Here is a 26438-nt window from a genome sequence, read left to right on the forward strand (position 1 = left end):
TGCTCCGGTCTGTTCGGTGGGTCAGTGCTTCGGTCCGGCGAAACGCGCGCGCAGCAGGGTGCTGCGGACGGCATCGTCGGCCAGGTCTTCGGGTACCGCGCGGCCCAGCCGGGCCATCTCGTCGCGGTTGCTCACCGCGCGCACCTGCCAGCCGTGGCTCCCCAGCCACTCGGCGGCATCGGAGCGGTCGGGCTCGTGGAAGGTCAGCGCCTCGACGTTGACGTCCAGGCCGAGGCGGTCGCGCATCCGCTGCCAGCGGCTGGTGTTGCTGCGGGAGTTCAGGCCGAACATCTCGATGGCGACCTGGCTGCCGGGGGCGCTCAGCGCGGTGAACATCTCGAACAGCCGGTCCTGGGCATCACTCGGCAGGTAGGGCAGCAGGCCCTCGGCGAGCCACGCCGTGGGCTGGGCGCGATCGAATCCGGCGGCCGCCAGCGCGGCCGGCCAGTCGTCGCGCAGGTCCACCGCGACCGGACGCCGGCTGGCGGTGGGCACGTGCGATTCCAGGATCTTGGACTTGTAGTCCAGCACCTGCGGCTGGTCGACCTCGTAGACCGCGGTATCGGCGGGCCAGTCGAGGCGGTAGGAGCGCGAGTCCAGCCCGGCGGCCAGGATCACGACCTGCCGGAGCCCGTCGCCGACGGCGCCGGCGAAGTACTCGTCGAAGTAGTGGGTGCGCACGGCCTGGTAGTCGATGCCGAGGCGATGTGCGCGCTGGCCCGCCGCGTCGCCGTCCAGCCAGGCGAGGTCGGGGTCGGTCAGCCGCGCCCACGCCGGTCCGGCCGACGACACCAAGGTGCGGGCGAACTCGTCGCGGATCAGCGGGTTGCGGCCTGCGGTCTCCGCGGCGCGCGAGGCGGCGACGCCCAACGCGGTCGCGCCGACGAGCTCGGTGATGGCCCAGGAATCGCCCTCGGCACGCAGCGAGGACGCGGACGAAGAGGTGCCGCCGACATCAGACATTTCCCGGCCATGCTACCCGAATAAGTTAGTTAGCCTATACGCTTTGTGCCCGATCTCACTGCCCCGGGTAAGCGGCCGGATCAGTCCTTAGACCCCAGCAGCGCGCCGTCCAGCAGCTGCCCGAGCATGTCGGTGATGGGCTGAAACTCCGGGTAGCTGTGCACAAACCCGGCATAGAACCCCGCCCCGCACATCACCACCAGCAGGGTCTCGATCAGCGCGTTGGCGTCGATGGCGGGATCGAGCTCACCGTCCTCGATCGCGGCGTTGACGACCCGGGTCAAAAAGTCGCGGCAAATCAGCACCGCATCGTTTTCGGCTTGATTCAATTCCGGGTGCCGCTGGGTTTCCAGGATGGAGCCCATCAAAAACGCCGACGCCGACGGATACTCGCGATTCACCGCAACCGCGGCGGAGATGAATCCGGTCAGCCGCGGCAACAGCGATGGTTCGCGGTCCGCCTGCGCGATGCCCGAGCCGAAGATGAGTTCGGCGGTCTGGGTCAGCGCTTCCTTGTACAGCACCCGCTTGCTGGAGAAGTAGTGGTTGATGGCCGGACGGGTCAGGTCGGCGCGCACGGCGATGGCCTGAAACGTCGCTCCCTCGTAGCCGCGCTCGCTGAAGACAAGACGAGCCGCGCGCAAGATCCTCTTGCGCGTCTCATCTGCTTTCGCGGCCGGTGGGCGCCCCGGCCTGCGCCTCCCCGTTGATGGCACTAGCGGATTGTGCCACGCCGCGATGTGGCATTAACGCATTCGGCGGAATATTGCCGAATTTTCCGGCCTGGTAGTCCTCCAACGCCTCGATCAATTCCGCGCGCGAGTTCATCACGAAAGGCCCGTAGTGGAATACCGGCTCGCGAATCGGTTGGCCGCCCAAAAACAACACCTCAATTGCCGTAGTCGACGACGAATCCTGGGCAGGTTCCGCGCCCACGGTGATTCGATCCCCCGGCCCCAACACCGCCAGCTGACCTGCGTGAATCGGATGGCCGACCGGACCGACATAACCGCTTCCGGACAGCAAATAAATCAGCGCATTGAAATCGCGCCGCCATGGAATATTGAGCCTTGCCCCATTTTCAATCGTCGCGTGCGCCAACGTAATTGGGGTGTGCGTGACGCCGGGCCCGCGATGACCGTCTATCTCGCCGGCAATGATGCGCACCAGCGCACCGCCGTCGTCGGAGGCCAACAATCGGGCGTCGCCGCCTGCGATCGCCTGATACCGGGGCGTCGCGAACTTGTCCTTCTTGGGCAGATTCACCCACAGCTGGATCCCGTGGAAGAGCCCACCACTTTCGACCAACTCCACGGGCGGCGTCTCGATGTGCAGGATGCCCGACCCGGCCGTCATCCACTGCGTGGCCCCGTCGGTGATCAAACCGCCACCGCCGTGGGAATCCTGATGCGCGAACTTGCCGTCGAGCATGTAGGTGACGGTTTCGAAGCCGCGGTGCGGGTGCCAATCGGTACCCCTGGGCTCGCCGGGCTGATAGTCGACCTCGCCCATCTGGTCCATGTGGACGAACGGGTCCAGGGCGGCGGCGCTGACCCCGGCGAATGCCCGAACGACGGGGAATCCCTCGCCCTCGTATCCGCGCGGGCCGGTGGTGATCGACCGGACCGGGCGCTCGGTGTCGCTGGGGCTGGCCGCGGTGATCCGGGGCAGCGTCAACGTGTCTGCGGTGATAGCAGGCATATCAACCTCCATTTTTCGATGCTGCCCATATAACCGGACCAAAGTCCGTTTATTCCCCGATGCCCTACGATGGCCCGGTGCCCGCCACTGAGCCGACCGAGGACGAGCCCTTGCCCGCGGCGGCTCCGGCCGCCGCCGCCGGCGGACGATTCGGGGCGGCGATCAGGAACGCGAGCTACCTGCGCAAGTGGTTCCTGCTGGGCCTCACCATCGGTGTCATCGCCGGCCTGGGCGCGGTCGTCTTCTACCTCGCGTTGAAATACACCGCGGATTTCCTGCTCGGATATCTGGCCGACTATCACCAGCCGACGCCCGTCGGCGAGGGTGGTAGCCGCGGCTCGACCGGCTTCGCCCGCCCGTGGGTGATCCCGCTGGTGACGACGGCCGGGGCGCTCGTGTCCGCGGTGCTCGTCGCCCGACTCGCCCCGGAAGCGACCGGCCACGGCACCGATGCGGCCATCGAGGCGGTGCACAGCGACCCGCGCGCCATCCGGTTCCGGGCCGTGCTGGTCAAGATGGTGGCGAGCGCGCTGACGATCGGTTCGGGCGGCTCGGCCGGCCGCGAAGGCCCCACGGCGCAGATCTCGGCGGGCTTCTGCTCGCTGCTGACCCGACGTCTCAACCTCTCCGACGAGGACGGCCGGATCGCGGTGGCACTCGGCATCGGCGCGGGCATCGGCGCGATCTTCGCCGCGCCGCTGGGCGGGGCGGTGCTGGCCGCGTCGATCACCTACCGCGACGACTTCGATTACCGATGCCTGCTGCCGGGTTTCATCACGTCGGGGACCGCCTACGCCGTGCTCGGCGCCGTGCTGGGCTTCGATCCGCTGTTCGGCTACATCGACGCCGAGTATCGCTTCGAGCGGGCATGGCCGCTGCTGTGGTTCGTGGTGATCGGTCTGGCCGGGGCGGCGATCGGCTATCTGTATGCGCGGGTTTTTCACGCCACCGTCCGGCTCACCCGCCGGCTGCCGGGCGGTCCGGTGCTCAAGCCCGCGGCCGGCGGCCTCCTCGTTGGGCTGCTCGGGTTGCTGATCCCGCAGATACTGAGCAGCGGCTACGGCTGGGCCCAGCTGGCGGCCGATCGCAGTGCGCTGCTGCAGATCCCGCTGTGGATCGTCGTCGTCCTGCCGGTCGCCAAGATCGTCGCGACGTCGCTGTCGATCGGCACCGGTGGTTCCGGCGGCCTGTTCGGACCCGGGATCGTCATCGGCGCGTTCGTCGGGGCGGCGGTCTGGCGGCTGGGCGAGCTATGCGAACTGCCCGGCGTGCCACATCATCCCGGCATCTTCGTCGTGGTCGGAATGATGACGTGCTTCGGCAGCGTCGCTCGCGCTCCGCTGGCGATCATGATCATGGTGGCGGAGATGACCGGCTCATTTTCGGTGGTGCCGGGGGCGATCATCTCGGTGGGCATCGCGGCCTTGCTACTGTCCCGCACCAACGTGACCATCTACGAGGCGCAGCGCCTCAATCGTGAAGTCGCCCAAGCGGAGCGCGAGCGCCGTGCGGCACCCGAATAGCCTCGGTGGCTACTTCGCCTTGCTGCGCGCGGTCTTGGCTGCGCCCTTCTCGGTGGACGCGCCCCCGTGCTGCAGCTTCCCGCCGGCGCTCTCCAGGTGCGCCCGGACGAACCACTGGAACTTCTCCAGGCTGCCGGCCTGCCCGATCAGCAGGTCCTGGGTCACCTGGTCGAGTTCGTCTGTCTCGTCGATGGCTTCGCGAATGTCTTCGATGACGCCGTTGTAGACCAGGTCCAGCGCGGCCAGATGCGCCTGCACGGTGTCGCGGCCGACGGAGTAGTCATCCCAGGAGCGATCCTTGATGATCGCGCCGGGAGTGCCCTGTGGCGAACCACCAAGGGCCGCAATGCGTTCGGCGACATCGTCAGCATATGCACGCACCGTGTCGACCTGCGGGTCGATCATCTCGTGCACGCCAATAAAGTTGGGGCCCACCACATTCCAGTGGACGTGCTTCAGCGTCAGATGCAGATCGTTGTAGGTGCTCAGCTGCTTCTGCAGCAATTCGGTAAGCCGCACCGCCTGCTTGTCGGTCAATCCCGGAATCGTGAACTGAGTCATGTCCCGACGTGTACCCGATGGACTCGGTGGAAAACACTTGCTGGTCAGAGCGAGTGGATTTGCTGTACCGGAAGTCGTGCACCCCGGCGCGGCTCGTAGGCCAACCCGCTGACTTCCAGCAGGCGGACCACGCGATGCCGGTGCGGCCGCATCGGCTCGAGCAACTCGAGCATCAGCTCGTCGTCGCCCTGGCGGCCCGCCAGGGTCCAGCCGATCATCTTCGGGATGTGGTAGTCGCCCACCGAAACGGCGTCGGCGTCGCCGAAGGCGCGCTGCGCGGTCTCGGCGGCGGTCCATACGCCCACCCCGGGCAACGACATCAACGCCTTGCGGGCCTGCTCGGCCGGGCGGGACACCAGCCGTTCCAGCGAAGCGGCGCGCTGCGCGCACGCGACCACCGTCTGTGCCCGCCGCGGATCGACGTTGGCCAGGTGGAACTCCCACGACGGGATGGCCCGCCACGCCTGCGCCGACGGCAACACCCGCATGCCGGCCGGCGCCGGACCGGGCGCCGGCGTGCCGTACTTGGACACCAGCACGCGCCAGGCCTTGAACGCGTCGGCGCCGGGCACCCGCTGCTCGATGATCGCCGGGATCAACGCCTCGAGCACCCGCCCGGTGCGGCCCAGGCGAAAGTGCGGCACCCGCCGGTGGGCGGCCGCAACCGTCGGGTGCTGCGGCACGAAATCCGACGAGTCGTCGTCGACGCCCAGCGACGCGGGTAACAGCTCGAGGAATTCCTCGGCACCGTCGCCCCACGCCTGGCAGTGAACGGCGTTAGGCGCGGTGCGGCTCAGCCGCGCGGTCACAGTCCCGGTGGACAGCAGGCTGGTTCGCCAGATGCTGCCGTCGCCCGGCATCTGGAAGCACGGGTCTCGCGGACCCCGGCGCAACGGCGCCAGGGTATGGCCGAAGCTGACCGCCCCGGTGAACGTCACCGTCCGCACACCGTCCACCGACGCTCCCTAGCTTCCGTCCTTATTGACCGGCAACTGTTTCTCAAGACACTATTGCCGTGTGGTGACTCCGTTCGACGCCCCGCACGCCGAACTCGCATGGATGTTCCTGCAGTGCCTCAGCCAGGGCGGCGATGTGGACGAAGGTTTCTCGCTGCTCAGCGACGACTTCACCTACTGGAGCCTGTATACCTGCCTGTGCGTCGACAGAGACAACTTTCGCCGCGCCGTCGACCAACGCAAGCGTGCGGTCGAGATCGAAATCGACTTGCTGCGCTGCATCAACGAGGGCGACACGGTGGTGGTCGAGGCGCATTCCGAAGGCACCGCCGCCAACGGCAAGCACTACAGCAGCCCGTTCATCTGCGTCTTCGAGACGCGCGACGGCCTGATCGTGTCGATGCGGGAATACAGCGACACGCGTTCGGCGGCAGAACTCTTCCCGGGGTGGCGAGCCCCGGCTGCTACTGAAGAACGCTGATTTCGGCCTTGTTCGGGTAGAACGCCACGTGCCCGGCGATCTGGGCCACGGCCGGATACGGCTGCTCGTAGGTCCATATCGCGTCCTCGACGGTGTCCCCGGCCGAGGTGGTCACGCTGTAGTAGCTGGCGTCGCCCTTGAACGGGCAATATGTGACGGTGTCGGTGCGCGTCAACCGGTCGGCGACCACATCGTCGAGCGGAATGTATTGCACCGCAGGGATAGTGGCTTCCCGTAGCTCTAGCGCGGCCGTCGTGTCGGCGACGACCTCGCCGTTGATGCGAACCTGCACCCGCCCCTTGGTGGGCTCGACGGTGATCGGGTGCCCGGCGTTGGGCTCCAAGACTTCGCGGTGGGTCATGGGTAATACCTCCTCAGACGCACGAGTTCAACACCAGCATGCGCTCAACCCTTCCCGGCGGCCGAGCCTATTCGGGCTGCGCGGCCGTTCGCGGGGCGCGCATCGCGGCCCAGAACCGGGCCGCCTCGCGGATCGACTCCTCGACCGGACGTGGCTGCCAGCCCAGCTCCCGCCTGGCCTTGCCGGCGTCGACGGGGGCTTCGGCGCGCATCATCCGCACCGACGCGAGGCTGAGTTGGGCGTCCGTGCCGGTGAACTTGGCCTTCAGCGTGCCCGCCGCGGCCAGGGTGTAGAGCATCGGCACGGAAATCGCGCGTTGCGGCGGCGGGACGCCGCCCTCGTCGGCCGCGATGCGGATCGAATCGTTGAGCGCCATCATCTTTTCCGAGACCAGGTATCGCTCGCCGACGCGGCCGTGCTCGGCGGCGAGCAGCATGGCCCGGGCGGCGTCGTCGACGCCGACGACTTCCAGCTGGATGCCGTTCATCAGGAACGGCAGTTTGCCGAACACCGCGCCCGCAATGAAGGCGCCGTGCGGGGTGCCGCCCCAGTCCCCGTCGCCGTACGTCGTCGACACGCACATCGCGACGGCCGGCAGGCCGGCGTCCGCGACATAGCGCATCACCAAGTCCTCGGCCTGCACGCGGGATTGCACGTAGGGGGTCAGCCCGCGCGAGGCGATCACATCGTCCTCGGTCGCCACGCGGCCACGTTTGCGGCCGACCGTCGCGTAGGTGCTGGTGAAGATGAACCTGCGCAGCGGCCGCGTGACGGCGACATCGAGGACGTTGCGCAGGCCCTCGACGTTGGTGTGGAACAGCGGCGCCGTGTCGCGCAGCCACGCGCGGGTGTCGACGACGCAGTAGTACACGTCGTCGACGCCCTCCATCGCCTCGCGCACGGTGGCGGTGTCGAAGACGTCGCCGTGAAAGCGGGTCACGTCGAGGTCGTCGATGGACCGGGTGTTGGCGCCCTCGCGCACCATCACCCGCACTTGCGCCCCGTCGGCGACGAGCTGGCGGGTGACGTGCGAACCCAGAAAACCGTTGGCGCCGATGACAAGTTTGGGCTTGCCGGTCACTTGGCCCCTCCGTACTGCTCCAGGAATGCCGCGCCGTCCTCGTCGAGCGTGCCGAGTTCCTGCGACTTGCGGCACCACTTCAACGTGGCCTGCACGAAGCGCAGCGGGTTGTAGATGTCCTCCTGCTGGCGCCACAGTCCGTCGCCGGCGTAGGTGATGATCGAGATGTTCGTCTCGCCGATGACGGTGCCGTCACCGGGATCGCGCATGGGGTTGTCGAGTTCCATGATGATGCGGCCGGTCGGCTCGTCGATCACCGACCACAGCGACGGGAACGCGACCATGTGGCTGCCCGGAAAGGTGCCCATCGTCCGGCTGATCCACTCGCGCACCTCGTCGCGGCCGTGCATGGTGCCCGCCGCGTGCTCGATGTAGAGGACGTCGGGTGTGTAGTGCTGGACCCAGGCGTCCCAGTCGTGTGATTGCGCCGCCGCATCGACGGTCGCCTCGAATTTCGCGAAGGCATCGACGAGTTCGCTCCGGGAGAATTGCGGGCTGCTCACGCCAAAACTAGAACACGTTCTACCGCAGTTTGTCGAGGGTTTCGCGGCGCCGCGGTGCCCGGCGGAAAAGATCAGGATAATCGGAGGAGAGTTGCGACTATGCGGTGCGAGCGAAACGAGGCAAGGCAATGACAACCACCCAAAAGGCAATCCTCGCCGGCGGCTGCTTCTGGGGAATGCAGGATCTGGTCCGCAAACTTCCCGGCGTCGTCTCCACCCGGGTGGGTTACACCGGCGGCGACGTCCCCAACGCGACGTACCGCAACCACGGCACGCATGCCGAGGCCATCGAGATCGGGTACGACCCGGCCGCCACCGACTACCGGGCGCTGCTGGAGTTCTTCTTCCAAATTCACGACCCGACAACGAAGGATCGCCAGGGCAACGACCGCGGCATGAGCTACCGGTCGGCCATCTTCTACGTCGACGACGAGCAGAAGCGCATCGCGCTGGACACCATCGCCGATGTCGAGGCGTCGGGCCTATGGCCCGGCAAGGTCGTGACGGAGGTCAGCCCGGCGGGCGACTTCTGGGAGGCCGAGCCCGAGCATCAGGACTACCTGGAGCGCTACCCCAGCGGCTATACCTGCCACTACATCCGCCCGGACTGGAAGCTGCCGCGCCGCGCCTCGGCGGCGCAGTAACTCAGCGGCGGCGCACCGCCACCGGGCCGCCGTCCTTCGGGGTGAAGGCGACTCCCCGGCAGTGCCAGCGCTCATCTGGCGCATCGGTGGTCTCAATAGTGAAGTGGCGCAACACCGTTCGAAGCACCACGTCCATCTCCATGTTGGCAAACGCCGCCCCCACGCACCGCCGAGTTCCGCCGCCGAACGGGATCCAGGACAGCGCAGCGGGTTTGGAGTCGATGAAGCGCCGCGGGTCGAAGCGCCAGGGATCGGGGAACACGTCGGGGTTATCGTGTATCTGCGCGATGCCGACGATGATTGAGTAGCCGCGCGGGATCACCCATTCGCCGAGCTGGAAGGCCTCGGGGTAGACGTGGCGGCCGGCGAAATCGATGACGGTCCTTGCCCGCTGGACCTCCAGAATGGTCGCCTGGCGCAGTTCGCTGCCGCCGCCATCGGCCTCCTCGACGAGCGCCGCCAGCAACTCGGGGTGCCGGCTGATCCGCTCGAACGCCCATGCCAGCGTGGATGCGGTGGTCTCGTGCCCGGCGGCCAGCAGGGCAAGGAGCTCGTCGCCGATCTCCTTGTGCGACATGGCCGCACCGTCTTCGTAGGTGCTGCGCAGCAGCAGCGCGAGCACGTCGTTGCGCTCGGCGAAGTTCGGGTCGGCCCGCTCCGCGGCGATCAGCTTCTCGATGACGCTGTCGTATTGGCGCCGCCACTTGTCCAGCCTGCCCCACGGGCCGAGCCGGGGATAGCGCTTCGGCTTTGGCAGCGCCGCAAGGCGTGAGCCCAGGGTGACCCACGGCGGGATGAGCCGGCGCAGTTCGTCGAGTTCGGCGCCCTCGGCCCCGAAGACCGCGCGCAGGATCGCGTTGAGCGTGATTCGCATCATCGGCGACAACGTCGCGAATGACGTGCCCTCGGGCCAGCCGGCCGTCTCGCGCAGCGTCTCTTCTTCGATGATGCTCTCGTAGTTCTTCATGCTCTTGCCGTGAAACGGCGGCGCCAGCAGCCGCCGGCGGCGGCGGTGCTCGTCGCCCTCGAGTCCGAATACCGAGCCGGAACCGAACAGCCTGCTCAAATTGGGCTGTATGTTGCCGAGTTCGTCGGGGCTGGTGGTGAAGATCTGCTTGGCCAGCTGAGGGTCACTGACGGCAATGACGGGCCCCCACATCGGCAGGCGCAGCGTGACCACGCCGCCGTAGCGGCGGGAGAGTCGTCGCATCATCATTCGCCGGGACATGGCAAAGCCCAAGCCCTGCAACAGCTTCGGGCTTCGGGCCGCGGGGGGCAATTTGACGTCGGCGGCCGCAGGTGCGGCGGTGGCTAGTTCGCTCATGGCGGCGCTGCTCCCCAATATCCGCCCCGAATCCGGGGTTGGTACGTCGATGTACCACAGACCTTTCTTAGTACGGTACTCTGTGGTACCAAGCCTGACAAGGTGTGAGATCGCAATGAAAGGCCGCGGACCGTGCCAGCAGCGACGACGGTGACAACGCCGGTGGGCGACACCGTGACCGACGAGCCCGACCCTTTTCGGGTGCGGCTGCTCGACGGCCTGGCCACCTCGATCTGCGAGCGCGGCTACCCCGCCAGCACCGTGGCCGACATCGTGCGGCACGCGCGCACGTCCAAGCGCACGTTCTACGGCCAATTCGCCAGCAAGGAAGAGTGCTTCCTGGAGCTGCTCAGCGTCGACATCGAAAAGCTCGGCGAGGGCATCCAATCCGCCGTCGATCTCGAGGCCGACTGGCATCAGCAGATCCGCCAGGCGGTCGAGGCGTACGTCGGCTACATCGAGGCGCGGCCGGCGATCACGCTCAGCTGGATCCGCCAACTGCCTTCGCTGGGCGCCGTCGCCCGCCCGGTCCAGCGTCGCGGGTTGCAGCTGCTGTCGACCCTGCTGATCGACCTCAGCGCCAGCCCCGGTTTTCGGCGGGCCGACCTGCCGCCCCTGACCAGCCCGCTGGCCGTGATCCTGCTGGGCGGGCTGCGGGAACTGACCGCACTTGCCGTCGAAGACGGAAAGCCCGTTCGGGGGATCCTCGAGCCGGCCGTGGATGCGTCCATCGCTCTGCTCGGACCCCGCCACTAGCCGCTCCGCGGTCTACGCTCATCGCACACCCCCAACTTACGGAGGACTGCGATGCGGCTATCCACCCGAAACCAGCTCACAGGGACCATCGCCGAGGTCGATCTCGGCTCGGTGATGGCGATCGTCAAGGTCAAGCTCGACGGCGGTGACCAGGTCGTCACGTCCTCGGTCACCAAGGCCGCGGCCGAGGACCTCGGCCTCAAAGTCGGTCAGGCCGCGACGGTGTTCATCAAGTCGACCGAAGTCACCATTGGCGTCGACTGAACTCAGAGTTTCAGAAACGCCCGCACCCGGTCCAGCACCAGGTCCGGTCGCTGCGCGACGATCCAGTGGCCGACGTCATCGACCAGCTCCACGTCGAAATCGCTGATGTGGTCGGCATATCCGTTGGTCAGGTCGGCAGTGATCACGGGGTCCCGGGTGCCGGTCAACCAGCGGACGGGGACGTCAACGCGGGCGTCCGCGTACTCGCCGCGCACCCAGCGCAGCATCTCGCCGGCTTGGTAGCTGCGGTACCAGCGCGAGCCCGCCTCCGCGTGACCGGGCTCGCGCATGCACTCGAGGTACAGGCTGGCGCTTTCCTCGGGAATCGAAAACCCGCCGCCCACCCAGGGGCCCAGCATTCGCATGAATCGCGAGTTGGGATCGCGCAGTAACCGGGGGCCGATGACCGGCAGTGAAATCGGGATCTGGTACCAGAGCCGCCAGAGATTGAGCACCGACGACGGACCGAATTTCACAAAGGGCGCAACGGTATTGATGCCGAAGAAGCCGCTCACCTTCTCCGGGTGGCGCAGCATCATGATGAACGCGGTGGGCCCGCCCCAGTCGTGGGCGACCAGCTTGACCGGGCCCACCCCCAGTCGGTCGAGCACGCCGGCGAGGTCCTCGGCCTTCTCGACCTTGGTATAGCGGCAGCGCGGCGCCGAACTCCAGCCCGCGCCACGCAGGTCGGGACAGAGCACCCGGTAGCCATCGGCGGCCAGCGGTCCGATCAGCTCGTGCCACTCCCACCAGTTTTCCGGGAAGCCGTGCACCAGCATGACGGGCGGCCCCTCGGCCGGCCCCGCGTCCGCGACGTGGATGGTGACACCGTCGCCAAGGTCGATGTATCGATGTTCCAAAGCGACAGAGCCGTCCAGTGCGGGCATGGTGACCATGCGGCCAAGCTAGCCCCGCGGTGCGCGCGCGGCAATGGTGGGACGCCTCGCGCTAGTCGGTCGCCCGCTCGGCCTGGCGCTTCTCCTTCTCGGCGGTCGCCAAGTCCTTGATCCGGTCCGCCTGCGCGCGAGTGCTTGCGGCCTCGCTGCGCTTAGCTCGCGCATCGTCGAGCTTCGAGTCGGCAGCCTGCGACGCGGCCTTCTCAGTGGCCCGAGTTCGCTTCTCCACCTGGCTTCGCGCCGATTCGGCGGCCTCCTTGCGGTGGGCGGCGGCCTCGTTGGCCTGCCGCTTGGCCGCGGCGCTCTGCTTCTGGGCGGCGTCGACCGCTTCCCGCTTGCGGTCCTGCGCGGCGTTACGTGCGTCCTTGATCTGCTGCTCGGTCTCCGCGTGCGCCTCCTGCCGCTCCTCGATCGCATTGTCACGCACCGTCTTTAGCTTCTGATCGGCCTGCTCACGCCGCGCTGTCGCCTGCGCGTCGAGCTGCGCGGCCTGGCTCAGTGCGTCGGTCCGCTCGAGCAGCGCGGCGCCACGCTCGGCGAGCCCCGCGTCGCGCAGCGCCCTGCCGACAGTCGCGTCCAGCAGGCCCAGCGAGCGCTCGTACAGCAGTCGCGCGGGCACTTCACTACCGATCCGGGTGATGACCCGGTCCTCGATCAGCTGCAGGGGGAAACGGGCGAGCTGGTACTGAAAGCGCAAGGCGGCCAGGGGGACATTGGAAATCTTCATTCAACTGCTCCTCTATTGTCTGTCTCGCCGTCAGGGCAGGTCGGCTTCGTTGGACAGGTTCTCGGCCTCGCGTCGCAAGCGATCGGCCTCCGCCTTCTCGTTGGTGGCCGCCTGCACCGAGCTTTGATGCTCGGCGGCGGCATTGACGACTTCGTCTGCCGCATCGCCGATTTCCTGCTGCTCCTCAGCGCGGGCCCGTTGCATCTCGCGTTGGGCATCCATCTCGGCCTGCGTCTGTTTCGCCGCGGCACTCTGCTGCGCGGCGCGATCCGCGGCCCGGTTTTGGGCTGCCTGTTGCGCCTCGATCGAGTCCTCGACCATCGATGTCTGCGCGTTGGCGGCTAGGCGCTGCCGGGCCGCATCGACTTTGGTCGCGGCTTCCTCGGCCCGGGCCTGCCGGGCCTCCGCGTCGGCGACGGCCTCAATTGCGTTGGCTTCCTTGCGTTCGTGGGCCTGGGTCTGTTCGAGTTGACCTTCGGCGGTCAGCGAGTCGTTGCCGGTGATCGCGCCGGTGACTTCCTTCACCTTGCCCTTTACCGAGTCGATCAGTCCTTTACGCGCTTGGCCGGATTTGCCTTGGTCAGCCATGGAGTCTCCTTCGGCGCTGGATTTGGTTGCTTTCGTCAAAGCCCGGTACTGCCAAGGGCTTAGGGAGGCCACATTTCGGCGTGGCCCGGACACTGAGTAGGACTGGCTTCTCAGTCCGATGTGTTAGGGGGTTCCCACTTGCCGTGGACCGAATCGCGCGATCGAAGTTATTTCAGGAATCGCTCGACATACGGCGCAAAACGAGCACGCAGCGCGTCCTCGGTCAGCCCGAACATTTCGCACGACGTTTGCACCTGTCCGCGCCGGCCACGCCGGTGACCCGCCAGGTAGTCTGTGATCGCGGTGCGCGCCTCGTCGGTGAACGGTTCGCCGGACAGGGCGTACACCTGCTCGGCGACGCTGAGTTCGTTCGCCATGAAGTCGTCGAAGCGGATGTCGATCGAGCGGTCGGGACCCAGCGTGTCGCGATCGCGGACGAGCGCGGACAGCATCTGATCGAGGCGGTCGATCCAGGAGTGCGCGATCTGTTCCACCGGCACCGGCGAGCGGTGCATGCGGGCCGAATAGGTGATCATCGCGATCATCGACAGCGCCACCGGCACGGGATCGCGGTGCGTGAACACGACGATGCTGTCGCCGAAGACACGGTCGAGCACCGGCACCTGCTCGAGATGCTGCGGCGACTTGAGCAGCCAGCGCCGCCCGCCGCGCAGGAACTGCATGGCCTTGAGCTGTCGGGCGAGGTATTGGTAATGCGGCGTCTGATCGTGGGCCCGGTAGTAGTCGCGCCACTGCGGCACTTCGCCGAGCGTCTCGAACAGCATCGTCGAGAGGTCGTTGGCCAGCAGCTGAATCTCCTCGTGCACGTGGTCGGTGGTCATCTCGTGCATCAGCGCGAAGTGCGGCATCACGGTGTCGACCAACCCGACCGCGACATCCATCCGGGCGCGCCGCGGATCGGGGTCGACACCCGCCTCAGCCGGCAGTGGAAACGGCTCGACGCTTTCCCAGTAGGGCATGGTGCGGAAGGTGGGCGCGGCAGCCAGCAGGTTGTGCAGGTGGGTGGTGCCGGTCCGGGGCAGACCGGCGATCACCACGGGCGCATGCAGTTCCATGTCGTCGATCTCGGGGTGCCGGTTCAGCAAGTCGGTCAGCAGCAGCCGGTTCTTGAGCAGCTGCAGCAGCTGCCCGTAGAAGTTCACCGTTCCGGCCGCGTGCAGCCCGTCGATGTCGCGCAGCGCGGCCAGGTAGACGTCGAGCCGTTCGCGGTAGTCGTCCGGCCCGAAATCGTCGAGGCCGGTGTCGGCGCTGGCCCGCGTGTGCAGCGAGTCGGCGTCCAGCGGCATGTCCGGGGCGATGGAGGCCATCATGTCGAGGATCCCCTGGGCTTCGGGGCTGAATTGGGGCTGGGCGAGGTCATTGAGGCGAACGGCATCGGTCACGGCGACTTATGTTACTCTGAGTTTCGTAATGGTAGTAGATTTTGGCCGACCTCGTGATCCACGCATCGACGCCGCCGTGCTCAGCGCCACCGTCGAACTGCTCGCCGAGACCGGCTACTCCTCACTATTGGTCTCGGCGATCGCCGAGCGCGCCGGCACCAGCAAGCCCGCGATCTATCGGCGCTGGCCGAGCAAGGCGCACCTGGTGCACGAGGCGGTGTTCCCCATCGGCGCAGCGACGGAGCTGCCCGATACCGGTTCACTGCCCGAGGACTTACACGAAATGATCTGCCGCTCAATGGCTTTCCTCACCACACCGGCCGCCAGGGCTGCCCTGCCGGGGCTGGTCGGCGAGATGGCCGCGGACCCGAGCCTGCATTCGGCGTTGCTGGAGCGGTTCGCCGGCGTCATCGGCGGTGGCCTCGCCGAGCTGCTCGAGCGCGCCGCGGCCCGCGGCGAGGTTCGGCACGACGTGCCCGCCACCGCACTGGCCGCCCAACTCACCGAGGCCATCGCCGGTATCACGCTGATAGGCCTGCTCACCCGCCCCGACGAACTCGACGACACCTGGGTCGACCGCACCACCACGTTGCTCCTGAAAGGAATCAGCGCATGACGCACGAATCGACGGCCGCGTGGAAAGAGCTGCTCGCCACCATCGGCGACGTCGACCGCGGCTTCCTCGAGGGCGACCGCGCCGTCACCGACGACCGCCACGTCGCCGACGGCTACCGGATGATTGCCGCCACCCTGGGCGTCGCGCTCGACACCTACCTGTTCCCCGAGCCGGGCCGGCCGCAGTTCGTCGCGGTGAACACCCCGTTCCGCCGGGACCGTCGGTGGGGCGGCGACAACACCGACGCCTACTACTTCATCTGCCCCATCGACGCGAAGCGGCGCTATCGCGTCAGCGGCAATAAGGGCGACAGCGTGTACTTCTCGCTGACCGCCTACAACGAGCCCACGCCAGGCGCCTGGTCGGACCGGGTCGTGGCGATAATCCGTGACACCGACCTGGACATCGACGCCGACGGCAACTTCAGCTTCGAGTTCCCCGCCACACCCGACGCGGCGGTGCTGATGACTCGTGACTACCAGGGGAATCCGCTGACCGGCCGGCCGGTGATGTGGAACATCGAAGCCCTCGACGAGTCCGACCCGATCCGGCACGGCGACGCGGAGACGGCGGCGAGCCTGCGGGCCGCGGCCACCTGGCTGCGCACCATGTTCGCCATCGTGCCGATGGCCGTCGGGACGCGACTCGACGACGAGCACGCGCTGGGGCACGAAACCGTGCACGCCGCAAACGAATTCGCCGAACCCTATCAGGTGCCGGACGCCAACTTCGGCTGGTCGGCGCGCGATGCCTGCTATGCATACGGCAGTTTCGTGCTCGACGACGACGAGGCGCTGGTGATCACGCACCGGCCGCCGGCGTGCAGGTTCTGGAACCTGGTGGTGTGGAACCAGTTCATGGCCACGTTCGGGGCGTCGGACGCCCGCTGCTCCATCAACGGCCACAGCGCGGTGCCCAACAGCGACGGCACCGTCACCGTCGTCCTGTCGCGCGGGACCACGGCGCACCCGAATTCGCTTACCGCCCTTGGCTATCCGCGCGGTAACCTGGCGTTCCGGTGGTTCCTCGCCGAGGAGGTTCCGGCGCGGCCCGAGGTGAAACTGGTGAAGGTCTCCGACGCGCCGACCCAGGTCAGCTAGGGCTACAGACCCGGGAGGCAGATCGGGGCCCCGTAGCACGGGGGCGGCCCCAGCGGCCGGCGCGGAGCGTCACCCTCCCAGACGAATTGGCCGACGTTGCCCGTCCCGCCGACGGCCACCCAGTACCAGTGGTGGCAGACGCTCATGTCCCAGCGGACGTCGGGCATCGGCAGCGGTTGGCCCGGGCACCAGTTGTGCGGGACCGTGAAGTTGTCGGTGGCGAAGGGACCCGGCGCCGCCTGGGCGCTGGCGGCCACGCCGACTGGACTAAGGGCGACGGCGGCCGCGGCGAGCCCCGTGACGAGCGTTCGGTTCATCAGGCGATTTCAGGCCCCGGCCGTCGCTACCGATCACAACTTCGCGATGCCGCTAGGCCTCGCCGACCAGCTCGATGGCCCGGCCCAGCGTCGCGAGCTTGGCGTCGAGGGTGTCGCCGGCCGGATAGAGCCGCACGGTGTTCACGCCCGCATCCCGCCAGACCGCGAGCCGGGCCCGAACCATCTCCTCGGTCCCGATTAGCGTGGTGGCCAGCACCATGTCGTCGGTCACCAGCTGCGCCGCGCCGTCGCGGTCGCCGCGCTGCCAGCGCTCATGCACTTCGGCCGCGATCTCGGCCCAGCCCTGCCTGCTGTAGGCCCGGTTGTAGTAGTTGGTGCTCGACGAGCCCATGCCGCCGAGGCTGAACGCGAGTTCCTTTTTACGGTCCGCGACCATGGCGCGCAGCTCGTCCTCGTCGGCCGCGAACGCGACCTCGGCGCCCTGGCAGATGTCGATGTCGGCGCGGGTCCGGCCAGCGGCGGCCAGCCCGTCGTCCAGGTGGGAGAAATACGCGTCGGCCGCGCCCTCCGGGACGAAGCTGGTGCCCAGCCAGCCGTCGGCGACCTCGCCGGTCAGCCGCAACATGGCCGGCGACAGCGCGGCCAGATACACCGGAATCCGGTGCTGCGGCGCGGTCGACAACCGCATCGGCACGGCCTCGCCGGGGCGCGGAATCTGAAACTCCTTGCCGGAGTGGGAGATCTTGCCGCCGGCGAACACCTGCCGCACGATGTCGATGGTCTCGCGCATCCGGGCCAGCGGCCGGTCGAACGCGACGCCGTGCAGGCCCTCGATCACCTGCGGGCCAGAGGCGCCCAGGCCGAGCAGGAATCGTCCGCCCGACAGGTTGGACAGGGTGATCGCCGTCTGGGCGAGCACCACCGGCGAGCGGGTCCCGACCTGCAGCACGCCGGAGCCCAGCAGCATCCGGTCGGTGCGGGCCGCGATGTAGCCCAGTGCGGACGGCGCGTCGGCGCCCCAGGCCTCGGCAACCCAGCAGACGTCCAGGCCGAGCCGTTCGGCCTCGACGGCAAACTCCACTACCTCGTCAACTTCGCCGGACAGCTCGACCGTGGTGGCCGTGCGCATCAGCGCACCCCGTGCTCGGCCAGCCTCTTGATCGCCCCGAGGGTCTTGTCGATCGCGGTCTCGAATTCCCGCATCCGGACGAACACGATCTTTTCTTCCTTGTCGGGCATCGACTCGATTGCCGCCGACAGCCCCGAGCGCCCGGGTCCCATCTGCATCCAATAGCTCAAGTTGGTGCCGCCGTCCCGGGGGGTCAGCCGGAATCGCCACATCGCCGCGGGACATTCGGCATCGCCGACCGCCCAGGCGAATTCCCGCGGCTCGTCGTAGGCGACGATCTGCGAGGTGGTGCTCCACTGCCCGAACGCGTCGTGTTCGTTGTGCCCGACGAACCGGGCGCCGACCTTGGGACGGTCGGCGCCGCTGGCCCACTCCACCGATTGCAGCTCACTGCTGAAGTTCGGCATCAGCTTGATGTCGGACACCAGATCCCAGACCCGGTCCGGGTCGGCATCGATCCACATCGAGGCTTCCACCGTCGGGTTATCCGTATAGCGCGCGCCGGTCCATTCCACGACCGCCATTGTCCACCACGCGGCGCACTTCTTAGGCCGCTACGGGCTCCCGATCTGCCGGCTTGTTGGCGTTGAGCTTCGGCAGCAACGACAACACCTTGCCCGGGGTCGGGAACGTCAGCCTGACGATCTTGCGCACCACGGTGGCGAACTGCTGCGGCAGCGGTCCCTTGTTGTAGGGGACGCCGTAGCGCTCGCAGATCTCTTGAACCTCGGGCGCGATGCCGGAGTACCGGCGGGCCGGCATGTCCGGGAACAGGTGGTGCTCGATCTGATGCGACAGGTTGCCGGACAGCAGATGGAAGATCCTGCCGCCGGTCAGGTTCGCCGACCCGAGCACCTGGCGGAAGTACCACTGCCCGCGGGACTCGTTCTGGGTCTCCTCGACGGTGAATTCCTGGGTGCCGTCCGGGAAGTGACCGCAGAAGATGATCATGTAGGACCAGACGTTGCGCATCAGGTTGGCCGTGAGGTTGCCGGTGAACACGAACGGTGCGAACGGTCCGGCCAGCAACGGGAACGCGACGTAGTCCCGCAGCGTCTGGCGGCGCGTCTTCTTCCAGATCTCGCGCAGCACCTCACGCTTGTCGCTGAGGCTGATCTCGCCGGAGCGGATGCGCTCGGTTTCCAGTTCGTGCAGCGCGACGCCGTATTGGAACAGCACCATCAGCAGGAAGGCGTACAGCGGGTTGCCCAGGTAGTAGGGGTGCCACCGCTGATCTTCGCTCATCCGCAGAATGCCGTAGCCGATGTCGCGGTCCATGCCCACGATGTTGGTGTGCGTGTGGTGCATGTAGTTGTGCGAATGCCGCCACTGATCGGCGGGGCAGGCGGTGTCCCATTCGAAGGAGCGACCGGAGATCGTGGGATCGCGCATCCAGTCGTACTGGCCGTGCATGATGTTGTGGCCAATCTCCATGTTGTCCAGGATCTTTGACACGCCCAGCATCGCGGTGCCCAGCAGCCAGGCCGGCGGCAGGAACAGCAGGGCCCGGCCGCCGACTTCCAGCGCGCGCTGGGTCTTGATGACGCGGCGGATGTAGTCGGCGTCTTCTTCGCCGAGCTTTGCCGTCACGCGATCCCGGACGGCGTCGAGTTCGCGGCCGAATTCCTCGGCCTGCTCGGGGGTGAGGGTGATCTTGTTGTCTGACATGACGTTTTCTCCCATCTTCTCGGGGCGGTTAGAGCGACAGATCGACATCGCCGACGGGGACGGACACGCAGATCTGGATGTCCTCGTCGGGTGCGCTAGATACCGATCCGGTGGTCAGGCTGCGCACGGTGCCGGTGTTCTTGCGCCGGGTGCAGGTGTGGCAGATGCCCATCCGGCAGCCGTTGGCCGGGGCCAGCCCGGCCGCCTCGGCCTGCTCCAGTAGCGAGCGGCCGTCGTCGACGGCGTCGATGCCGCTGTCGGCGAAGGTGATTCGCCCTCCCGACGGATTAGCCGGTACGGCGACGGCCGGTGGGACGAAGCTTTCGGTGAACACGTTTTCACAGTGCTCGCGGACGGCTTCCACCAAAGCCGTTGGTCCGCAGACGAATACCGCATCGGGCGACGGCATGGCGTGTGCCAGGTGCCCGGCGCCGAATCTTCCTTCGAGGTCACCCGCACCCGAACGGGTGAACCCGTGCAGCACCCGAACGCCGGGCATGGCGGCCAGCTCGTCGCGGTAGCAGGCCTCGGCGGCGTTGCGCGCGTAGTGAACGAACGCGATCTCGCCGTCATGGCCCTGGGCGACCAGGGTGCGCAGCATCGCCAGCACCGGCGTGATGCCGCTGCCGCCGGAGACGAAAAGGATCCGCCGCGGGCGCTGGGCCGGCAGCACGAAGTCACCGCCGACCCCGCTCAGCCCGACCACCATGCCGCGGCGGGCGCGCTCGTACAGGAAGTTCGACACCAGGCCGCCGTCGTGCTGACCGATCGTCAGTTCGAGCGTGGCGCCGCCCTCGGCGTTGGCCGGCGAGTAGCAGCGGGTGTGGCGGCGGCCGTCGATCTCGACGGCGACGTTGACGTATTGACCGGCCTTGACGGCGTGGGCGGAGGAGAACGCCGCGTTCGGCGCCAGGGTGAGGGTGACGCTGCGCGACGTGCTGCGGCGCACGTCGACGACCTTGGCGCGGGCCTCGCCCAGCGTCCACGTCGGCGCCACCAGCTCGGTGTAGCGGTCCACGCCGTGTGGCCCCGTGAGCAGGTCGACCAGGCCCGAGCCCAAGACGCGCTGGGTCCAGGTCCGGGTGGAAGTTTGAGTGAACATATGTACACCGTGCGACCGCCGACCCCAGTTCGTCAAGGGTTTTGTGCCGGTTTGTGGTAGGCTTCACATAGTGAACAGTCGTACTCCTGGCTCACGGTCACACAAATCCAGCCGGAGCCGCTCGGGCGAAAGTCAGTCGCGCGAGGAGCGCAAGGAGGCGACTCGGCGCGCCATCATCGCCGCGGCACTCAAGCTTCTCCAGGACCGCAGCCTGTCCAGCCTGAGCCTGCGGGAGGTGACGCGCGAGGTCGGCATCGTGCCCGCGGCGTTCTACCGCCACTTCGAGTCGATGGAGGCCCTTGGCCTCGTGCTCATCGACGAGTCGTTCCGCAGCCTGCGCGACACCCTGCGCGAGGCGCGCGCCGGCAAGCTCGACCCCAACCGGGTGATCGAGTCGTCCGTCGAGATCCTGATCGCCAGCGTCGCCGACCGCCGCGAGCATTGGCGACTCATCGGCCGCGAGCGCAACAGCGGCGTGAGCGTGCTGCGCTACGCAATTCGCACCGAGATCCGGCTGATCACCTCGGAGCTGGCGACCGACCTGGCCCGCTTCCCCGGCCTCAACGCGTGGAGCACCGAGGACCTCAACGTGCTGGCGACCCTGTTCGTCAACTCGATGATCGTGATCGCCGAGGCGATCGAGGACGCCCAGACCGCCGAGGCGCTAGAAGACATCCGCCGCATCGCCGTCAAACAACTCCGGATGATCGCCATTGGCATCGCCGGTTGGCGCAGCAGTCCGTAACCGCGGACGCTAGCGCGCTTCCCGCCACATCGCCCACAGCGGGGGCCCGCCGTCGGGCAGCGCGATTTCGCCGGTGACCGAAAAGCCGAAACGCTGGTAATACGGCACGTTTTCCGGCTTGCTCGACTCGAGATAGGCCGGGCAGTGCTCGGCATCGCAGCGGTCCAGCCGCGACCGCATCAGGGCCTGCCCAAAACCCTGGCCGCGCACCGTGGGATCGCTGCCGATGACGGCCAGGTACCAATGCGGCTCTTCGGGGTGGACGCGCTTCATGGCGTCCTGCACCCCGCGCGCCTGCGCCGTCCGTAAACCGAACACCCGCAGGAATGTCGGCACCATGGCCCACTCCGCCCGCCGCGTCTCCTGCCAGCAATTCGGCGGATCCCACAGCGCCGCAGCGCCGATGCCCCGCCCGTCGCACGCAACCTCCACGCCGCCATGGGCCAGATGGTGGTGGCGGGTCATCGCCGTGAACATTCCCCTGAGCTGTCGTAGGCGTTTGCCGGCGTCGGGCAGGATCCACTCCATCACCGGGTCGTCGTAGAACGCCCGGCTCAAGGTGGCGGCGAGCTCGCCGATGTCGGACTTGTGCGCCGGACGTACCTGCGGGGTCACGATCTCAGGCTAACGCTCCGGCGACACCGCACGCGAGACGCGTGATCCTAGCGGCCCCGTCGGGCGTCCGCGACCCGGTGCAGAGTTCACCAATTGCATTGTGAGAGTTGGCTATCCGTTGCCCCCGGCAATCTGGTGGGTCGCCAGCGGCGGCCCTAGAGTTCGCCACGTTACCCAACTGAATGGAGCGGACATGTCTCGCGTCACCGCGAAGGTCGTCGTCGCTTTGATTGTCGCTCTCACCGCCGTGGGGACGTCCGGATACGGGGCCGCCCCGGCCGCTCCCAGCACCGGCCCTAACGCCGCGACGGCCTAAGGCAGTATCTTGGTCGCGTGAGTCGCATTTCGCGGCGGACGTTCGGGCGGTTGGCCGCCGGGGCAGGCGCGCTAGGCGCCGCCGGGATGTCTGGCGGGTGCGATAAGCCGGGCGCCGATCAGGCCAAGCCCAAGCCCACGGCTCCCCCGCCCCCGACGGTCAAGGGCGTGGGGATGATCCTCGGCCACGAGCAATTCCGCACCGATCAGCTGGTGGCGCAAGCCCGGGCGGCCGAAGACGCTGGCTTTCAATACGTCTGGGCCAGCGACCACATCCAGCCCTGGCAGGACAACGAAGGCCATTCGATGTTTCCGTGGCTGACCCTGGCGCTGGTCGGCAACAGCACCAGCCACATCTCGTTCGGCACCGGCGTCACCACCCCGACCTACCGCTACCACCCCGCGACCGTCGCACAGGCATTTGCCTCCCTGGCACTGCTCAGCCCCGGGCGGGTGTTTTTGGGGCTGGGTACCGGCGAGCAGCTCAACGAGAAGGCCACCACCAACACCTTCGGTAACTACAAGGAGCGGCACGACCGGCTGATCGAGGCCATCGGGCTGATCCGCCAGCTGTGGACCGGTCAGCGAATCTCGTTCGCGGGCCAGTATTTTCAGACGGATTCCTTGAAGCTGTACGACGTGCCGGCCACGCCACCGCCGATTTTCGTGGCGGCCAGCGGCCCGAAGAGCGCAAAGCTGGCCGGACAATACGGCGACGGCTGGATCACCCAGTCCCGCGACGTCAGGAACCCCAAGCTGCTCGCCGCACTGAGCGCGGGCGCGCAAGCCGCCGGGCGCGACCCCAACACCTTGGGTAAACGCGTCGAGGTGTTCGCCGTCGTGGGCGATAGCGCGCAGGCCAACCGGGCCGCCAACCTATGGCGTATTTGCGCCGGCGGCTTCGACCAGCCCAACCCCGCCGAGATCCAGCGCTCGGCCGAGTCGGTCCCGCTCGACAAGGTGCTCGCCAACTGGACGGTCGGCACGGATCCCGCCACGCACGTCACCGCCGTGCAGGCGATCCTCGACGCCGGCGCCGTCCCGTTCATGCACTTCCCTCAGGACGACCCGATCACCGCCATCAATTTCTATCGCGACAATGTCTTGGCGAAGCTGCACTGAACGGCGCTAGCCCTCCGGTGAGGGATCGGATGAATCCCAGTAGCGGCTCATCAGTTCCGTCGCCCATCGGGGTTGGCGGACCGGCCCGCGGGGGCCGAATTCCCTCATGTATGGCTTGATGTCGACGACGGGCGTGCCGTCGATGGCGTCGAGTCCGCGCACCGCGATCTCGCGACCGTTGACGCCCAGCACGGCGCAGGTGGTGACACCGAGCCGGTTGGGCCGGTTCTTGGCCCGCTGCGCGAAGATGCCCACCTGCGGCCAGTCCGGGTTGCCCCGCGGATGGCGCGCGCCCGTCTCCACCTTGTCCGCGTCCACGCGGTCGAACACGTAGACGACGTCGATGTGCGAGAAGGCGTCCAGGCCCTGCAGCGCCGACTCGTCGAAATCGTCGGACATGCGGATCACGGTGGTCTCGAGGTCCCAGTCGTCGTCGGTCGCAACGCTTCGGGTGCTGTGCACCGTGGCCACCGTGACGATCGGGATGTGGCCCTCGGACTCGGTATCACCATTCATCTTCGACGCCGCCTTCGCTCAGGTCACAGCCCCACATCTACCATGGGGTGACTTCATCTAACCGGTGCAACGGTGCGCTGGAGAACGGTTGTGAGACGGTGTGGGATTTCGAGACTGACCCGGAATATCAGGCGAAGCTGGACTGGGTCCAAAAGTTCATGACCGAAGAGCTGGAACCGCTCGACCTGGTCGCCCTCGATCCGTACGACAAGCAGAACGCCGAGATGATGAGCATCCTGCGGCCGTTGCAGCAGCAGGTGAAGGACCAGGGCCTGTGGGCCGCACACCTGGGGCCCGAGCTCGGCGGTCAGGGCTTCGGTCAGGTGAAGCTCGCGCTGCTGAACGAGATCCTCGGGCGCTCCCGCTGGGCGCCGTCGGTGTTCGGTTGCCAGGCGCCGGATTCCGGTAACGCCGAGATTCTCGCGCTGTTCGGTACCGACGAGCAGAAGGCCCGCTACCTACAGCCCCTGCTCGACGGCGAGATCTCGTCCTGCTACTCGATGACCGAACCGCAGGGCGGCTCGGACCCCGGGATGTTCGTGACGAGCGCGACGCGCGACGGCGACGACTGGGTCATCAACGGGGAGAAGTGGTTTTCCAGCAACGCCAAGCACGCGTCGTTCTTCATCGTCATGGCGGTAACCAAGCCCGACGCCCGGACGTACGACAAGATGTCGCTGTTCATTGTCCCGGGCGAGACGCCGGGCATCGAGATCATCCGCAATGTCGCGGTGGGCGGCGAGTCGGGCAAGCACGGCTCGCACGGGTACGTGCGCTACAACGACGTGCGCGTGCCCGCCGATCATGTGCTCGGCGGTGAGGGCTCGGCCTTCATGATCGCGCAGACCCGCCTCGGCGGCGGCCGTGTCCACCACGCGATGCGCACAATCGCTTTGGCGCGCAAGGCTTTTGACATGATGTGCGAGCGCGCGGTGTCGCGCAAGACCCGGCAGGGTCATCTGTCCGACTTCCAGATGACGCAGGAGAAGATCGCCGACAGCTGGATCCAGATCGAGCAGTTCCGGCTGCTGGTGCTGCGCACCGCCTGGCTGATCGACAAGCATCACGACTACCAGAAGGTGCGCCGCGACATCGCGGCTGTGAAGGTCGCGATGCCCCAGGTGCTGCACGACGTTGCGCAGCGCGCCCTGCACCTACACGGCGCGCTCGGGGTCTCCGACGAGATGCCCTTCGTCAAGATGATGGTGGCCGCCGAATCGCTGGGCATCGCCGACGGCGCCACCGAGCTGCACAAGATGACGGTGGCCCGCCGCACGTTGCGCGAATACACGCCTGTGACAACGCCTTTCCCGTCACAGCACATCCCGACGCGACGCGCGGAGGCCCAAGCGCGGCTGGCCGAACGCCTGGAACACTCGATCGCCGAGTTCTAAAGGCATCTCGGCCCGAGCGTCGACTTGTCGGGCTGAAAAGCCCAATCAGCCCCCAACAATTCGACGTTCGGCGCGCCTAGGTGATGTAGCGGACGATGCTTTCGGCCACGCAGGCCGGCTTGGCCGACCCGTCGATCTCGACGGTGGTCGACACGATCGCCTGCACGGCGCCGTTGCCGACGTCCTCGACGCTGACCAACGAACTCTGCGCGCGCACCCGGGAGCCGACCGGCACTGGCGCGGGAAAGCGAACCTTGTTGAGGCCGTAGTTGATCGCGAGCTTGATGCCCTTGACGGTGTACATGTCGTGTTGCATCCGGGGCAGCAGCGACAGGGTCATGTAGCCGTGGGCGATGGTCGTGCCGAACGGGCCGGCGGCCGCCTTCTCGGGATCGACGTGAATCCATTGGTGATCGCCGGTCGCATCGGCAAACAGGTTGACCTCTTCTTGAGTGATGGTCACCCAGTCGCTCTGCCCGATAGTCTCGCCCGCGGCGGCGGCGAGGTCGGCGACTGACTCGAAAGTGCGCATGGTCTCTCCTTTGATCGTGGGTAAGCATAGAACTCGTGAGACTGCTGCTGATCGCCGATACCCACGTCCCGAAACGCGCCCGCGAATTGCCCGCGCGGCTGTGGGACGAGGTCGCCGCGGCCGACGTCGTAGTACACGCCGGTGACTGGGTGACGGTCGAGTTGGTCGACGAGCTGCAATCGCGGTCCGCCCGGCTGGTCGCGTGCTGGGGCAACAACGACGGGCCCGACGTGCGGGCGCGGCTGCCGGAGCGGGCGGACGTGACACTGGCCGGGGTCCACCTGACCGTCGTGCACGAGACCGGCGCCAGCTCGGGCCGCGACGCGCGGATGTCGCGGCTGTACCCCGACACCGACGTTCTGGTGTTCGGGCACAGCCACATCCCCTGGGACACCATGACGACTACCGGGCTGCGCCTGCTGAACCCGGGCTCCCCCACCGACCGGCGCAAACAGCCGTTCTGCAGCTACATGACCGCCAGCCTCGACGACGGGAACGTGACGGACGTCATGCTGCACCGCCTCGACAAGTAGCTCAGCTAAAGCCGCGACATAGCTCGCGCACATCTTTAGCT

Annotated in this window: 31 protein-coding genes and 1 pseudogene; 11 read left to right on the forward strand and 21 right to left on the reverse strand. The window is 67.4% G+C overall.

Annotation, left to right across the window (positions count from 1 at the left end; genetic code table 11):
- Positions 1-21: 21 nt before the first annotated feature.
- From MRAB57_RS06385 to MRAB57_RS06395, 3 genes and pseudogenes are all read right to left on the reverse strand, one after another.
- Entirely contained in the window at positions 22-963 is a 942-nt protein-coding gene (locus MRAB57_RS06385) for a class I SAM-dependent methyltransferase (protein WP_077086827.1), read from the reverse strand.
- Between the two features lie 80 nt (positions 964-1043).
- A complete protein-coding gene (locus tag MRAB57_RS06390; RefSeq protein WP_425436701.1) occupies positions 1044-1679 on the reverse strand; it encodes a TetR/AcrR family transcriptional regulator in 636 nt (211 codons plus the stop codon).
- Positions 1680-1698: 19 nt separating this feature from the next.
- Positions 1699-2664: pseudogene (locus tag MRAB57_RS06395) on the reverse strand (pirin family protein); the annotation flags it as partial.
- A gap of 77 nt (positions 2665-2741) precedes the next feature.
- Here MRAB57_RS06395 and MRAB57_RS06400 point away from each other — a divergent pair.
- Positions 2742-4187: a chloride channel protein gene (locus MRAB57_RS06400; RefSeq protein WP_245835855.1), complete on the forward strand. Its 1446-nt coding sequence runs from the start codon at positions 2742-2744 to the stop codon at positions 4185-4187.
- 9 nt (positions 4188-4196) lie between these two features.
- Here the strand turns inward: MRAB57_RS06400 and dps are convergent, their stop codons facing one another.
- Positions 4197-4748, reverse strand: a complete 552-nt coding sequence (gene dps, locus MRAB57_RS06405) for a DNA starvation/stationary phase protection protein Dps (RefSeq protein ID WP_077086829.1) — start codon at positions 4746-4748, stop codon at positions 4197-4199.
- A gap of 44 nt (positions 4749-4792) precedes the next feature.
- Complete coding sequence (locus MRAB57_RS06410) at positions 4793-5704, reverse strand: DNA-3-methyladenine glycosylase family protein (RefSeq protein WP_077086830.1); 912 nt, start codon at positions 5702-5704, stop codon at positions 4793-4795.
- 61 nt (positions 5705-5765) lie between these two features.
- Between MRAB57_RS06410 and MRAB57_RS06415 the strand changes: the two genes are divergently transcribed.
- A complete protein-coding gene (locus tag MRAB57_RS06415) occupies positions 5766-6185 on the forward strand; it encodes a nuclear transport factor 2 family protein (RefSeq protein WP_077086831.1) in 420 nt (139 codons plus the stop codon).
- Here MRAB57_RS06415 and MRAB57_RS06420 read toward each other — a convergent pair.
- The 3 genes from MRAB57_RS06420 to MRAB57_RS06430 form a co-directional block, all read right to left on the reverse strand.
- Positions 6169-6546: a DUF427 domain-containing protein gene (locus tag MRAB57_RS06420; protein ID WP_077086832.1), complete on the reverse strand. Its 378-nt coding sequence runs from the start codon at positions 6544-6546 to the stop codon at positions 6169-6171. The genes MRAB57_RS06415 and MRAB57_RS06420 overlap by 17 nt on opposite strands.
- 67 nt (positions 6547-6613) lie before the next feature.
- Entirely contained in the window at positions 6614-7627 is a 1014-nt protein-coding gene (locus MRAB57_RS06425) for an NAD-dependent epimerase/dehydratase family protein (RefSeq protein WP_077086833.1), read from the reverse strand.
- Entirely contained in the window at positions 7624-8130 is a 507-nt protein-coding gene (locus tag MRAB57_RS06430) for a nuclear transport factor 2 family protein (protein WP_077086834.1), read from the reverse strand. The genes MRAB57_RS06425 and MRAB57_RS06430 overlap by 4 nt, the downstream gene beginning before the upstream one ends.
- A gap of 128 nt (positions 8131-8258) precedes the next feature.
- Between MRAB57_RS06430 and msrA the strand changes: the two genes are divergently transcribed.
- On the forward strand, positions 8259-8774 hold the full coding sequence (gene msrA / locus MRAB57_RS06435) for a peptide-methionine (S)-S-oxide reductase MsrA (protein ID WP_077086835.1): 516 nt from the start codon (positions 8259-8261) through the stop codon (positions 8772-8774).
- Position 8775: 1 nt separating this feature from the next.
- Here msrA and MRAB57_RS06440 read toward each other — a convergent pair whose 3' ends face one another.
- Positions 8776-10098, reverse strand: a complete 1323-nt coding sequence (locus tag MRAB57_RS06440; protein ID WP_077086836.1) for a cytochrome P450 — start codon at positions 10096-10098, stop codon at positions 8776-8778.
- A 150-nt stretch (positions 10099-10248) separates the two neighbouring features.
- On the opposite strand from MRAB57_RS06440, the gene MRAB57_RS06445 reads away from it, so the two are divergent.
- Both MRAB57_RS06445 and MRAB57_RS06450 read left to right on the forward strand, forming a co-directional pair.
- Positions 10249-10854 carry a TetR/AcrR family transcriptional regulator gene (locus tag MRAB57_RS06445; protein ID WP_077086837.1) on the forward strand — a complete coding sequence of 202 codons (606 nt, stop codon included), beginning with the start codon at positions 10249-10251 and terminating at the stop codon, positions 10852-10854.
- Positions 10855-10905: 51 nt separating this feature from the next.
- The gene (locus MRAB57_RS06450; RefSeq protein WP_077086838.1) at positions 10906-11118 is read left to right on the forward strand and encodes a TOBE domain-containing protein; all 213 of its coding nucleotides are present in this window, start codon (positions 10906-10908) and stop codon (positions 11116-11118) included.
- Between the two features lie 2 nt (positions 11119-11120).
- Here the strand turns inward: MRAB57_RS06450 and MRAB57_RS06455 are convergent, their stop codons facing one another.
- The 4 genes from MRAB57_RS06455 to MRAB57_RS06470 all read right to left on the reverse strand — a co-directional run bounded on the left by MRAB57_RS06455 (position 11121) and on the right by MRAB57_RS06470 (position 14732).
- Positions 11121-12014, reverse strand: a complete 894-nt coding sequence (locus MRAB57_RS06455; protein WP_077086839.1) for an alpha/beta fold hydrolase — start codon at positions 12012-12014, stop codon at positions 11121-11123.
- Between the two features lie 52 nt (positions 12015-12066).
- Positions 12067-12741, reverse strand: coding sequence for an IF2 family translation initiation factor (locus MRAB57_RS06460; RefSeq protein ID WP_077086840.1), 675 nt, complete (start codon positions 12739-12741; stop codon positions 12067-12069).
- A 30-nt stretch (positions 12742-12771) separates the two neighbouring features.
- Complete coding sequence (locus MRAB57_RS06465) at positions 12772-13329, reverse strand: CsbD family protein (protein ID WP_077086841.1); 558 nt, start codon at positions 13327-13329, stop codon at positions 12772-12774.
- Positions 13330-13496: 167 nt separating this feature from the next.
- On the reverse strand, positions 13497-14732 hold the full coding sequence (locus tag MRAB57_RS06470; RefSeq protein ID WP_077086842.1) for a sulfotransferase family protein: 1236 nt from the start codon (positions 14730-14732) through the stop codon (positions 13497-13499).
- A gap of 28 nt (positions 14733-14760) precedes the next feature.
- Between MRAB57_RS06470 and MRAB57_RS06475 the strand changes: the two genes are divergently transcribed.
- Complete coding sequence (locus MRAB57_RS06475; protein WP_077086843.1) at positions 14761-15348, forward strand: TetR/AcrR family transcriptional regulator; 588 nt, start codon at positions 14761-14763, stop codon at positions 15346-15348.
- Positions 15345-16448, forward strand: coding sequence for a DUF1214 domain-containing protein (locus MRAB57_RS06480; RefSeq protein WP_077086844.1), 1104 nt, complete (start codon positions 15345-15347; stop codon positions 16446-16448). Before MRAB57_RS06475 ends, MRAB57_RS06480 begins: the two co-directional genes overlap by 4 nt.
- A gap of 2 nt (positions 16449-16450) precedes the next feature.
- Here the strand turns inward: MRAB57_RS06480 and MRAB57_RS06485 are convergent, their stop codons facing one another.
- Genes MRAB57_RS06485 through MRAB57_RS06505 form a run of 5 tightly spaced genes read right to left on the reverse strand, consistent with a single transcriptional unit; the run spans position 16451 to position 20625 of the window.
- Positions 16451-16765, reverse strand: coding sequence for a hypothetical protein (locus MRAB57_RS06485; protein WP_077086845.1), 315 nt, complete (start codon positions 16763-16765; stop codon positions 16451-16453).
- 52 nt (positions 16766-16817) lie between these two features.
- Positions 16818-17855, reverse strand: a complete 1038-nt coding sequence (locus MRAB57_RS06490; protein ID WP_077086846.1) for an LLM class flavin-dependent oxidoreductase — start codon at positions 17853-17855, stop codon at positions 16818-16820.
- Complete coding sequence (locus tag MRAB57_RS06495; protein WP_173813908.1) at positions 17855-18379, reverse strand: SRPBCC family protein; 525 nt, start codon at positions 18377-18379, stop codon at positions 17855-17857. Before MRAB57_RS06495 ends, MRAB57_RS06490 begins: the two co-directional genes overlap by 1 nt.
- Positions 18380-18401: 22 nt before the next feature.
- Positions 18402-19523, reverse strand: a complete 1122-nt coding sequence (locus MRAB57_RS06500; protein ID WP_077090422.1) for a fatty acid desaturase family protein — start codon at positions 19521-19523, stop codon at positions 18402-18404.
- Between the two features lie 28 nt (positions 19524-19551).
- Positions 19552-20625, reverse strand: a complete 1074-nt coding sequence (locus MRAB57_RS06505; protein ID WP_077086847.1) for a ferredoxin reductase — start codon at positions 20623-20625, stop codon at positions 19552-19554.
- A gap of 70 nt (positions 20626-20695) precedes the next feature.
- Here MRAB57_RS06505 and MRAB57_RS06510 point away from each other — a divergent pair, with 70 nt between their 5' ends.
- On the forward strand, positions 20696-21370 hold the full coding sequence (locus tag MRAB57_RS06510) for a TetR family transcriptional regulator (protein WP_077086848.1): 675 nt from the start codon (positions 20696-20698) through the stop codon (positions 21368-21370).
- Positions 21371-21379: 9 nt separating this feature from the next.
- On the opposite strand, the gene MRAB57_RS06515 is transcribed toward MRAB57_RS06510, so the two are convergent.
- Entirely contained in the window at positions 21380-21985 is a 606-nt protein-coding gene (locus tag MRAB57_RS06515) for a GNAT family N-acetyltransferase (protein WP_077086849.1), read from the reverse strand.
- 333 nt (positions 21986-22318) lie between these two features.
- Between MRAB57_RS06515 and MRAB57_RS06520 the strand changes: the two genes are divergently transcribed.
- On the forward strand, positions 22319-23422 hold the full coding sequence (locus MRAB57_RS06520) for a F420-dependent hydroxymycolic acid dehydrogenase (RefSeq protein ID WP_077086850.1): 1104 nt from the start codon (positions 22319-22321) through the stop codon (positions 23420-23422).
- Between the two features lie 6 nt (positions 23423-23428).
- Here the strand turns inward: MRAB57_RS06520 and MRAB57_RS06525 are convergent, their stop codons facing one another.
- On the reverse strand, positions 23429-23938 hold the full coding sequence (locus MRAB57_RS06525; RefSeq protein ID WP_077086851.1) for an SAM-dependent methyltransferase: 510 nt from the start codon (positions 23936-23938) through the stop codon (positions 23429-23431).
- A gap of 98 nt (positions 23939-24036) precedes the next feature.
- Between MRAB57_RS06525 and MRAB57_RS06530 the strand changes: the two genes are divergently transcribed.
- On the forward strand, positions 24037-25332 hold the full coding sequence (locus MRAB57_RS06530; RefSeq protein ID WP_077086852.1) for an acyl-CoA dehydrogenase family protein: 1296 nt from the start codon (positions 24037-24039) through the stop codon (positions 25330-25332).
- A gap of 76 nt (positions 25333-25408) precedes the next feature.
- Here the strand turns inward: MRAB57_RS06530 and MRAB57_RS06535 are convergent, their stop codons facing one another.
- Complete coding sequence (locus MRAB57_RS06535) at positions 25409-25864, reverse strand: MaoC family dehydratase (RefSeq protein ID WP_077086853.1); 456 nt, start codon at positions 25862-25864, stop codon at positions 25409-25411.
- A gap of 35 nt (positions 25865-25899) precedes the next feature.
- On the opposite strand from MRAB57_RS06535, the gene MRAB57_RS06540 reads away from it, so the two are divergent.
- On the forward strand, positions 25900-26397 hold the full coding sequence (locus MRAB57_RS06540; RefSeq protein ID WP_077086854.1) for a metallophosphoesterase family protein: 498 nt from the start codon (positions 25900-25902) through the stop codon (positions 26395-26397).
- Positions 26398-26438: the final 41 nt, after the last annotated feature.

The organism is Mycobacterium rhizamassiliense (genome assembly GCF_900157375.1).
In the GTDB taxonomy this organism is placed as follows: domain Bacteria; phylum Actinomycetota; class Actinomycetes; order Mycobacteriales; family Mycobacteriaceae; genus Mycobacterium; species Mycobacterium rhizamassiliense.

Excerpts from the sequence above, each read along its gene's own strand:
- MRAB57_RS06385 (WP_077086827.1), bottom strand. The coding sequence starts at position 963 with ATGTCTGATGTCGGCGGCACCTCTTCGTCCGCGTCCTCGCTGCGTGCC.
- dps (WP_077086829.1), bottom strand. The coding sequence starts at position 4,748 with ATGACTCAGTTCACGATTCCGGGATTGACCGACAAGCAGGCGGTGCGG.
- MRAB57_RS06420 (WP_077086832.1), bottom strand. The coding sequence starts at position 6,546 with ATGACCCACCGCGAAGTCTTGGAGCCCAACGCCGGGCACCCGATCACC.
- msrA (WP_077086835.1), top strand. The coding sequence starts at position 8,259 with ATGACAACCACCCAAAAGGCAATCCTCGCCGGCGGCTGCTTCTGGGGA.
- MRAB57_RS06440 (WP_077086836.1), bottom strand. The coding sequence starts at position 10,098 with ATGAGCGAACTAGCCACCGCCGCACCTGCGGCCGCCGACGTCAAATTG.
- MRAB57_RS06450 (WP_077086838.1), top strand. The coding sequence starts at position 10,906 with ATGCGGCTATCCACCCGAAACCAGCTCACAGGGACCATCGCCGAGGTC.
- MRAB57_RS06455 (WP_077086839.1), bottom strand. The coding sequence starts at position 12,014 with ATGGTCACCATGCCCGCACTGGACGGCTCTGTCGCTTTGGAACATCGA.
- MRAB57_RS06460 (WP_077086840.1), bottom strand. The coding sequence starts at position 12,741 with ATGAAGATTTCCAATGTCCCCCTGGCCGCCTTGCGCTTTCAGTACCAG.
- MRAB57_RS06465 (WP_077086841.1), bottom strand. The coding sequence starts at position 13,329 with ATGGCTGACCAAGGCAAATCCGGCCAAGCGCGTAAAGGACTGATCGAC.
- MRAB57_RS06475 (WP_077086843.1), top strand. The coding sequence starts at position 14,761 with ATGGTAGTAGATTTTGGCCGACCTCGTGATCCACGCATCGACGCCGCC.
- MRAB57_RS06480 (WP_077086844.1), top strand. The coding sequence starts at position 15,345 with ATGACGCACGAATCGACGGCCGCGTGGAAAGAGCTGCTCGCCACCATC.
- MRAB57_RS06485 (WP_077086845.1), bottom strand. The coding sequence starts at position 16,765 with ATGAACCGAACGCTCGTCACGGGGCTCGCCGCGGCCGCCGTCGCCCTT.
- MRAB57_RS06490 (WP_077086846.1), bottom strand. The coding sequence starts at position 17,855 with ATGCGCACGGCCACCACGGTCGAGCTGTCCGGCGAAGTTGACGAGGTA.
- MRAB57_RS06495 (WP_173813908.1), bottom strand. The coding sequence starts at position 18,379 with ATGGCGGTCGTGGAATGGACCGGCGCGCGCTATACGGATAACCCGACG.
- MRAB57_RS06500 (WP_077090422.1), bottom strand. The coding sequence starts at position 19,523 with ATGTCAGACAACAAGATCACCCTCACCCCCGAGCAGGCCGAGGAATTC.
- MRAB57_RS06505 (WP_077086847.1), bottom strand. The coding sequence starts at position 20,625 with ATGTTCACTCAAACTTCCACCCGGACCTGGACCCAGCGCGTCTTGGGC.
- MRAB57_RS06525 (WP_077086851.1), bottom strand. The coding sequence starts at position 23,938 with ATGAATGGTGATACCGAGTCCGAGGGCCACATCCCGATCGTCACGGTG.
- MRAB57_RS06535 (WP_077086853.1), bottom strand. The coding sequence starts at position 25,864 with ATGCGCACTTTCGAGTCAGTCGCCGACCTCGCCGCCGCCGCGGGCGAG.